This window comes from Bradyrhizobium sp. 76 (genome assembly GCF_023073025.1).
Taxonomy (GTDB): Bacteria; Pseudomonadota; Alphaproteobacteria; order Rhizobiales; family Xanthobacteraceae; genus Bradyrhizobium.
This window is the reverse complement of the sequence record NZ_JADPIS010000068.1, coordinates 1-7966: the sequence shown is the minus strand read 5'-3', so window position 1 is coordinate 7966 and position 7966 is coordinate 1. Positions and strand designations below refer to the sequence as shown.

4 protein-coding genes and 2 pseudogenes are annotated in these 7966 nt (G+C 58.5%); 1 reads left to right on the top strand and 5 read right to left on the bottom strand.

All coding sequences use genetic code 11. The annotated features are described in order from the left end of the window. Positions 1-243: 243 nt before the first annotated feature. The 5 genes and pseudogenes from IVB48_RS15895 to bioB all read right to left on the bottom strand — a co-directional run. A pseudogene (locus tag IVB48_RS15895) lies at positions 244-1278 on the bottom strand (adenosylmethionine--8-amino-7-oxononanoate transaminase); the annotation flags it as partial. Further along, positions 1275-1907 (bottom strand): dethiobiotin synthase, encoded by a 633-nt coding sequence (bioD, locus tag IVB48_RS15890; protein ID WP_247400749.1) that lies wholly within the window; start codon positions 1905-1907, stop codon positions 1275-1277. The gene bioD and the pseudogene IVB48_RS15895, both read right to left, overlap by 4 nt. Beyond that, positions 1904-3052, bottom strand: coding sequence for an 8-amino-7-oxononanoate synthase (locus tag IVB48_RS15885; protein WP_247400747.1), 1149 nt, complete (start codon positions 3050-3052; stop codon positions 1904-1906). The genes bioD and IVB48_RS15885 overlap by 4 nt, the downstream gene beginning before the upstream one ends. 87 nt (positions 3053-3139) lie before the next feature. Next, on the bottom strand, positions 3140-3493 hold the full coding sequence (gene panD, locus IVB48_RS15880; protein WP_247400744.1) for an aspartate 1-decarboxylase: 354 nt from the start codon (positions 3491-3493) through the stop codon (positions 3140-3142). A 50-nt stretch (positions 3494-3543) separates the two neighbouring features. Further along, positions 3544-4528 (bottom strand): annotated as a pseudogene (gene bioB / locus IVB48_RS15875) (biotin synthase BioB). A gap of 2766 nt (positions 4529-7294) precedes the next feature. Here bioB and IVB48_RS15870 point away from each other — a divergent pair. After that, positions 7295-7516, top strand: coding sequence for a hypothetical protein (locus IVB48_RS15870; RefSeq protein WP_157642944.1), 222 nt, complete (start codon positions 7295-7297; stop codon positions 7514-7516). Positions 7517-7966: the final 450 nt, after the last annotated feature.

Below are 7966 nucleotides of genomic sequence, written 5' to 3'. Positions count from 1 at the left end.
TCATGTAGAGCCTCATCTGGTGATCGGTGACATGGCAGCCTGGCAACGGGTGATTCCTCTTTGGCGAGAAGAACCATCCATCACCGGCCAGCCGCGATCACCAGACGGCGCGGTCCACTCGGATCGCGCCGTCGCCGGGCTCGTAACTCCGGTCGGGCTACGCCCTCCCTGCGTCACGAGCCCGGCGAAGCTCTCTCATCCTGATTGACGCTGCACTTCCATCCTGATTGCCGCGCCGCAGTCAAAGCGCGGATCGACGCGGAATGCTTCAATTGCCTGCTCTTGCATGGTTGCGACCGCAGCGATGCGTCGGTGACATTCCTGGTCTTTCCACAGATCCAGGTTAGCCTTGGCGGCGGCACAGGCCACCGGATTTGCCGTATACGAACTCGAGTGCAAGAATGTGCGGGTACGGTCTTTTGAATAATGGGCATCGAAAATCTCTGCCCGGCAGAGTGTCACCGCGAGCGGCAGCGCCCCTCCCGTGAGAGACCCTTGGAATAGCACGCTATATCTGGCACAACATTGGCCTGCTCACAGGCGAAGATTGTTCCGGTGCGGCCCCAGCCCGTCATGACCTCATCGGCAATGAACAGAACGTCCGACGCCTCGCAGATCCGCTTCATCTCTCTTAGCACCCAAGCTGGGTACATCAGCATTCCGCCTGCCCCTAACACCAGAGGCTCGACAATAAAGGCTGCGGGATTTTCGTTCCGACATCCTGACTCAAGCGCATCGAGCGTCGCCCGCTCACGACCGCTCGCAGGGAACGGGATTGAGGTGACGTCGAACAGGAGAGATCCGTACGCCGCGTTGAAGACACCGCGGGCACCAACTGACATCGCGCCGAACGTGTCCCCGTGATAGGAGTGCTGCATGACAACGATGCGTGTTCGCTCTTCGCCTATGCCAATAACCGAGTGCCATCTTCAAGGCGACTTCCACGCTGGCTGACCCGCTGTCCGAGTAGAACACGTGGTCCAAGCCTTGGGGTGTGAGTTTCAAAAGGAGCCGAGCGACCTCCTCAGCCGGATCATGCGTGTAGCCGGCGAAAATGATTTGGTTCAGCTTGCCGGCCTGTTCCTGAATCGCGCTCACGATCTGCGGATGGCAATGGCCGTGAGTGACGACCCAACAGGATGAGATTGCATCTATGATTCGATTGTCATCCGCAGTGTAGAGATAAGCACCATCGCCACGCACAACCTTGGTCATCTCGTTGTGAAGAGCATGCTGCGTGAATGGATGCCAAATTGGCCACCTCTTGTTTGGCTTCATGGCGTGAAATCGCCGGGAATAAACGAGCCTTTGAAGACAGCCTGTAGGCTCTCTGCCGTCAAAGGAGAAATCCAGGGCAGCCGTCCTAACCAACGCACCCGCGCGATGTCACAAATTGCGCTCTCAGTCTCCGAATTTCTTTCCCCGATGAATGCGATCCCAAGAATGTCGATCTGGCGCTTTCGTAAGGCCTCTATCGAGAGCAGGGAGTGATTGATGGTCCCGAGTAGCGTGCGCGCGCAAAGCACAACAGGAAGTCGCCACCGCTCGAAGATGTCGATGTAGAGTGCACTAGAATTCAGCGGCACCATCAGCCCGCCAGCGCCTTCGATGACGAGCGGTCGCTCCCCGGTATGCGGCAGGACGAGCGAATCGGGGTCGATGCGAATTCCGTCTATTTCGGCGGCATGGTGCGGCGAGGCGGACGTTTTAAGGCGGTAACGCTCCGGAACGATCCGATCGGCCGGAAGACCGCTCAGTCGTGCGACCTGCTCGCTATCGGTCTCTCCTTCAACACCGGCCTGAATTGGTTTCCAATAATTCGCGCCGAGAAGATGGGCAAGGCCTGCCGAAAAGACAGATTTGCCGATCCCTGTATCTGTGCCGGTCACCACGATCCGCTGCCTCATCGAGATCCGCCCCTCGTCTCCTCAGCGAGGGCATCGAGCATCGCACGCACCTCATCCTCTCCGACGTTGAGCGTCAGTGAAATTCGTAAACGGGCCGTGCCGGCCGGCACCGTTAGCGGTCTGATTCCTCGGATGTCAAATCCGCGAGCCTGTAGCGCGGACGCTAGCCTCATGGCGCGGGCATTCTCGCCAACGATGTAGGGCAGGATCTGCAAGTTCGAAGGACTTCTCTCGCCTCGCGCAACCATCTCCTGATGCGTGAACGCGACAAGCTTCGCCAGCCGCTGTCGGCGCTCCGGTTCCTCCTGCAGGATCAACAGAGCCTCCCGTACGGCCACCGCCATTAACGGCGAGGGGGCGGTCGCGAAGATAAACGGGCGACAGCGATTGATTATGAAGTCGCGCAGCACGCCAGAGGCGGTGACAAGCGCGCCGGCAGCTCCCAGCGCCTTGCCGCAGGTATGAATAACCAGGAGATTTTCGCGTCCTTCAAACGGCCCTGTGAGCCCTCGCCCCTGCTCGCCGTAAACGCCGGTGGCATGAGCTTCATCCACAACCAAGAACGCATCGTGCCGGTCCGCGATCGCGAGCAGGTCCTCAAGCGGTGCGAAATCGCCATCCATGCTGTAGAGGCTCTCGACTACGATCCAGACCTGCCCCGCTCCGCCCGCGGCACGCCAGTCGCAAATTGCGCTTACGATAAACTGCGGGTCGTTATGGGCGGTGATTCGAAACGCGGCTCGGCCAGCTCGTGCTCCTTCGTGAATGCTGGCGTGAACCAGGGAATCAAGGACGAGCAGGTCATCCCGTTGCGGCAACGTTGTCAGCACCGCAAAATTTGCCACATAACCACCGCCGAAGAAGAGCGCGGTCTGCGCGCCGAAGAACCGCGCCGCTGCTGCTTCGAGGCATTCGTGCTCCTCGCAGTTGCCGCGCAGAAGCCGTGATCCGCCGGCTCCGATCGGAGTACCGGCTTCAAGCGCGGTGACGATCGCTTTTTTCATGCGCGGCGCGCTCGCCAGGGCCAGATAATCGTTGGATGAAAAGTCAATCCCGGTGCGCGGCTTGAGACTCCGCTTCTCGTGTTTGAGCGCATCTAAGCCTGCCGCATAGCTGGCGGCTTTACCCGCAATGATGGAATTCATTCTTCACTCGCTGAGCAAGGATCGACGCCCCAAAACTCCCAACTGGCCGCCAACGACGGGGTCTTTACGGCGGTTAGCTTGTTGGATTCAAATCGGCACGATGCGATTTTGTCGGTCAACCAGCACAATGCGCGGCCTGAAGATTCTTGCCTCCCCCTCGTCAACTGAGGCGTATGCAACGATGCTTATCCTATCGCCGGGCATCGCCAATCGCGCCGCCGCACCGTTCACGTCTACCGTGCCGGACCCTTGCGGCGCTTCTGTCACAATCGTTGCAAAGCGTGCCCCCGTCTCGAGGTTGTAGAGTTCGACGCGTTCGTTAATCAGGATGCCGGCCGCGTCCAAAAGTGCGCGATCAATCGAGATCGAGCCTCCAAAGTGCAGGTCGGATTCAGTTACCGAGGCGCAATGAATCTTTCCCTTCATCAAGACAATCTGCATTTCTTACCTACGCTAGTGGCTTGCGCGCAGCGCGCCGTTGTTCTGATGGCTTAAGCGAGTCCAGACGTAATGCCGAGCCGTGCTAACAAACTTACATCACCGTCAAGTTGCGGGTTTTTGGTAGTCAGCAACACATCGCCGAAAATGATGGAGTTCGCACCCGCCAAGAAACATAGGGCTTGGAGTTCATCACTCATGTACTGGCGCCCGGCGGCCAATCGTACGACGCTCTTGGGCATCATGATCCGCGCGGTCGCCACCAGGCGCACCAGTGCAATCGGATTGGGACGCTCCGCCGTGACCTTCACCGGCACCCCATTCACCTCGTTCCACAGGTTGATCGGTACACTTTCCGGATGGTTGGGAAGATTGGCGAGTAGTACCAGCATGCCGAGACGGTCATCGACGTGCTCACCTATGCCAATAATGCCGCCGCAGCAGACTTTGACCCCCACCTCGCGCACACGCGTAAGAGTGTCGATCCGATCTTGCAAGGCCCGGGTAGTGATGATGCTGCGGTAGAACTCCGGTGAAGTGTCCACGTGATGATTGTAGAAGTCGAGGCCGGCGTCGGCGAGCCGTGCGGCTTGCTTTGGCGTGAGCATGCCGAGCGTTACGCACGTCTCCATCCCAACACGTTTAACGGCGGCAATCATGTCGCAGACCTTATCGAGGTCGCGGTCCTTTGGACTGCGCCACGCCGCGGCCATGCAGAAGCGACTCGCCCCGGCCGCCTTGGCGCGCTGCGCGGTGGCGACCACATCAGCGCGATCCATCAAGCGAGTCGCCTTCAGGCCAGTGTCGCAATGCACGCTCTGTGCGCAGTAGGCGCAGTCTTCAGGACAGCCGCCGGTCTTGATGCTGAGTTAGGCTTGCGGTTTCGACGTGGTTTGGGTCAAAATTACCGCGATGAACGGTCTGGGCCTGAAATAGGAGCTCGGCAATTGGCTGCACGTAAACCCCTTCCGCCTCGGCACGTTCCCAGTCGCGGCGGACCGGCGCGCCGTTGCGGCCGCTATTGCCTTCGACTTCCACAGCACCCCCAAGATTTTCGCTCGATCGTACAGACGACAAGGTCGTGCGTAGCTCCGCAAAGCAACACTCTTGCCCTGTATTGAACGAGAAATATCGCCGAGTTGCGCGGGCATGGCGCTCATATCAGGCTAATCGCCGCCCCCTCATGCCGGATTTCCCCGCAGGCGCGCCTCACTCAGGTAACTAGGCGGTGCGTCCGGTAGTTGCGCCCCGTAGGAGCCTCTTCCGATGCAAATGTATTTGGCCGCGCGCCTTGTATAACGGAGCGACGGATCTGCTCACCTGGCTGAATCCTCAATGGTGTTGTTATGCGCGTCACATTCCGCACAATAAACGGCGGCCTCGACGAGCCGACTCTGCGAGCGCTGTGGTGAGCAACTCCGCGGGACTCTCGATTATGTCGCCACCGCCCGACTTGGCATCGGCGGGGCGAGATCCGCTAAGGTGTCGCACTCATCTGCGCAAACAGAGTTGCCGCTTCAGACGGCCCGAGCCCGACGATGCCCACGAAGCCTGCCGGAGGCATCGGAATGACCTGACGGGTCGGCCTCCAGAGATGCAGGCAATAGCGACTATTGTTCACATACTGCGAATGAGGAGGATGCAGCTGCATCACGCATTCCTCTTCATCCCAAAACATATCTTTAGCGAGGCACATCTCCTCCCAGTTTGGAGATCGCCGTGGCGTCGACACTGAGACATGCTCCCATCCCGGACGGATCAAGCCGATGATCTTGAGTTGGCAGCCACAAGGCCCCTGCACGAAGAAGAGACCAGAAGGGCCAGACCCTGGTGCAGTGGCGAATTGGCCCTCGCGAACGCGCCCCGCTTCCAGTCTTTCTACACTGTGCCTCCTCATGCGTCCTCCTTTTGGCCGATAGAGTTGCATCCGGCACCACTCGTCTTGTCCGAGTCGCACATCGAACGGCTGGCACCCCGGCATGGGCAGCCCCAGCTACCGCTGATCATCTGCACCGAACCTACTTGGATGAAGAACATCGGTTCTATCCGCATCGTTCACCGGGGAGTTCTCTTGGGTTTGTCTTTCGACATCTGATCGTCTCTTCAATTGTCTTGTCATTCGCGCCTTCGTTGCGAACCCGGCCTCATGCAGACAATCTGCGCAGAGATCTATGATGGCCCGTCTTGGCAAGCCGCTCCAGCAGGAGCTTCTGCTCGCCTCTTCGCCTGAACATGTCCGCAATGTATGGCGTTGAGCTCAGCAGTGCTTGGTGCAAGGTGCCAGAATTCGACTGAAACGCCTCACGCCAAAATGGCGGCGGAAGCCAATTCGCGTGGCATGATCCGGCGAACCGGCTACTTTGTCACCCAAACAAAAGTCCTGGCTTCAGCACATGATGCAAAGCGCGACGCCAATGCCTCGCCAGTTCATCGAGCGAGAGGCTTTTGATTCGACGACCTGACGGTGGGCTTTCATCTCATCCTTCTCATGTCTAGCGGTTAGCCGGCTTGCCGCCTGAGACACCGTCAATGCGTCATCTATGTGGCCGGCCCCGCGACTCAGAATGGATTCATGGTCAGAGGCTCGGACGCGCGGACCGCACTCGTTCAGCAGCCTAGCTCATTGGCCTTACGGCATGAGGCAGTTTCGCAGTTCAGCTAACGGGCTGTGAGCTCCAACGGAGAGACACCCGCGCCGGGGTCACAAGGCGTTGACGATCGGTGCAACCGTCCGCCCGGTGGCGATCAGAACTGCCCGTCAAGCTCATTTCTTTGCCGCCCCTCCGCGAGGCGAGCCAGCTTATCATATTCTTCAGCGACCTTGAGGAGCCTGCATCTGGATGTGTCGTCCTCGAGCGACTCCGCTTTTCTTCGGGTCGCTTCAGCACGGCTTCTCCAATGTTTGGCGTCTGAGAACAGCTTTTTTTCCTTCATGCGGAAGACGATGCAATTTTTAGATCAAGAAAATGCGACACATGCCCTACGTAAGATCCCGTAGGTTGGCTTTCGCAAAAGCACCTCATTTGCCGTTATCTGCCGACCGCTCTGTTGATGTCTGAGATGCGACAACCCGCTCGCAGCAAGCGCGGCAAAGGGCGCGAATGCGCGACTCTAGACATTAGGGCTTGAATCGTACGTAGCGTCAGATTGTAGGGTCTCTTACAGCTGGCGAGCGTGGTTGGCCGTAGAACAGCTTCCGGGCGACACAATTTCGAGTGTGTCATTTGGCGCCCAGATTGCAGAACGCCCGCCTTGTCCCTGGCGCCGCAGTGAAGTCGCCTCGGCGAATCATTGCACGTGTGGCGACGAAGCCAGGAGGGGAACCGGATTCTAAGATGCAGCAGCATCCTCGCGTTGCGGTTGCCCGATTTGACAGAGTGCTCACGCAGAAGGTCGACGTCTGGAGATCGGGGCCTCGCAGCTCAGAGTGGAATGGAAGTTGGAGGCCATACTCATCTTACGTAGCCGTGATGCGGCCGCGGCGAACCTGCAATAGCTTGCTTACGCCAAAACAGGTAGCTCCAGGCATACACCGTTGCCAGCATTCTCGCCAGAGATGCGTCGACTGGTCGCTCATGCCGAAGCCGCCCTCGGGTGCCTGGATTGCCTCCGCCGCCGCGTCCATGACGTTTTTCGTATCCAAAGACGGGCAACACGGCCTTCGGAGTAGCAATGACTTCTACAGCTTTGGCTAGCAAGCGGCCGTTCAACTGATGGCCTTGGAGCGCGCGAGGTCAGACCACAAGGAAATCTCGATCTATGCTCTGTCCGAAATGTCACACAGGTAACTGGTGCGAGATCGCAATGCACGATCCCTGGAGCGGCCGACCAGTGATCAACTGCAATACTTGCGGTGAGTATGCCGAATACGATTGCCTCCAGCGCAAAACAGCGCACGCGATCATCGCAGCTACCTTGGCCTGTAACGTTAGCAAAGAGGACGAGCGAGATCCGCGGGCGGTTGCTGAAACGATTTTGGATGTGCTGGAGAATGCCGGCCTAACAATCGCTCGCGCCTCAAGATGAATGGGAGGACGCCGATCGGCGCCCGCTACAAGGCCCCGCCCATCCATCAGAGAGCATGGCCAACTGCGCCGCTCGTTCCAACAGCCATTTGATTGCCTGCAAAACCGCTGTTTTTCCCCCGGCCGACCTGGAGTAGTCGGCGTAGCAAGTCTTCAATACCAACACGATTGTAGCAAACGCGCCAATCTGGACTCGAGCCGCGATGCTCTCAATGGGACCAGGGCTGAGTACCGCTTAGGCTTCCAACGTGACGCTCGGCAAATCTTCCCACAAATATCGAACCCGCGATGATCAACCCGGCGTGGCCTGCAGCTGACGAAGCCTTTCGAGGTCGTCCATAGTTCAAGGTTATCTAGGGTCTGTTGGGATTCAGGATTCTCATCGGGGCTTGGTTGTGATTCAAGCTTGGGATGGACCGATTCGTTTTGACTGACGCCCAATGGGCGAAGA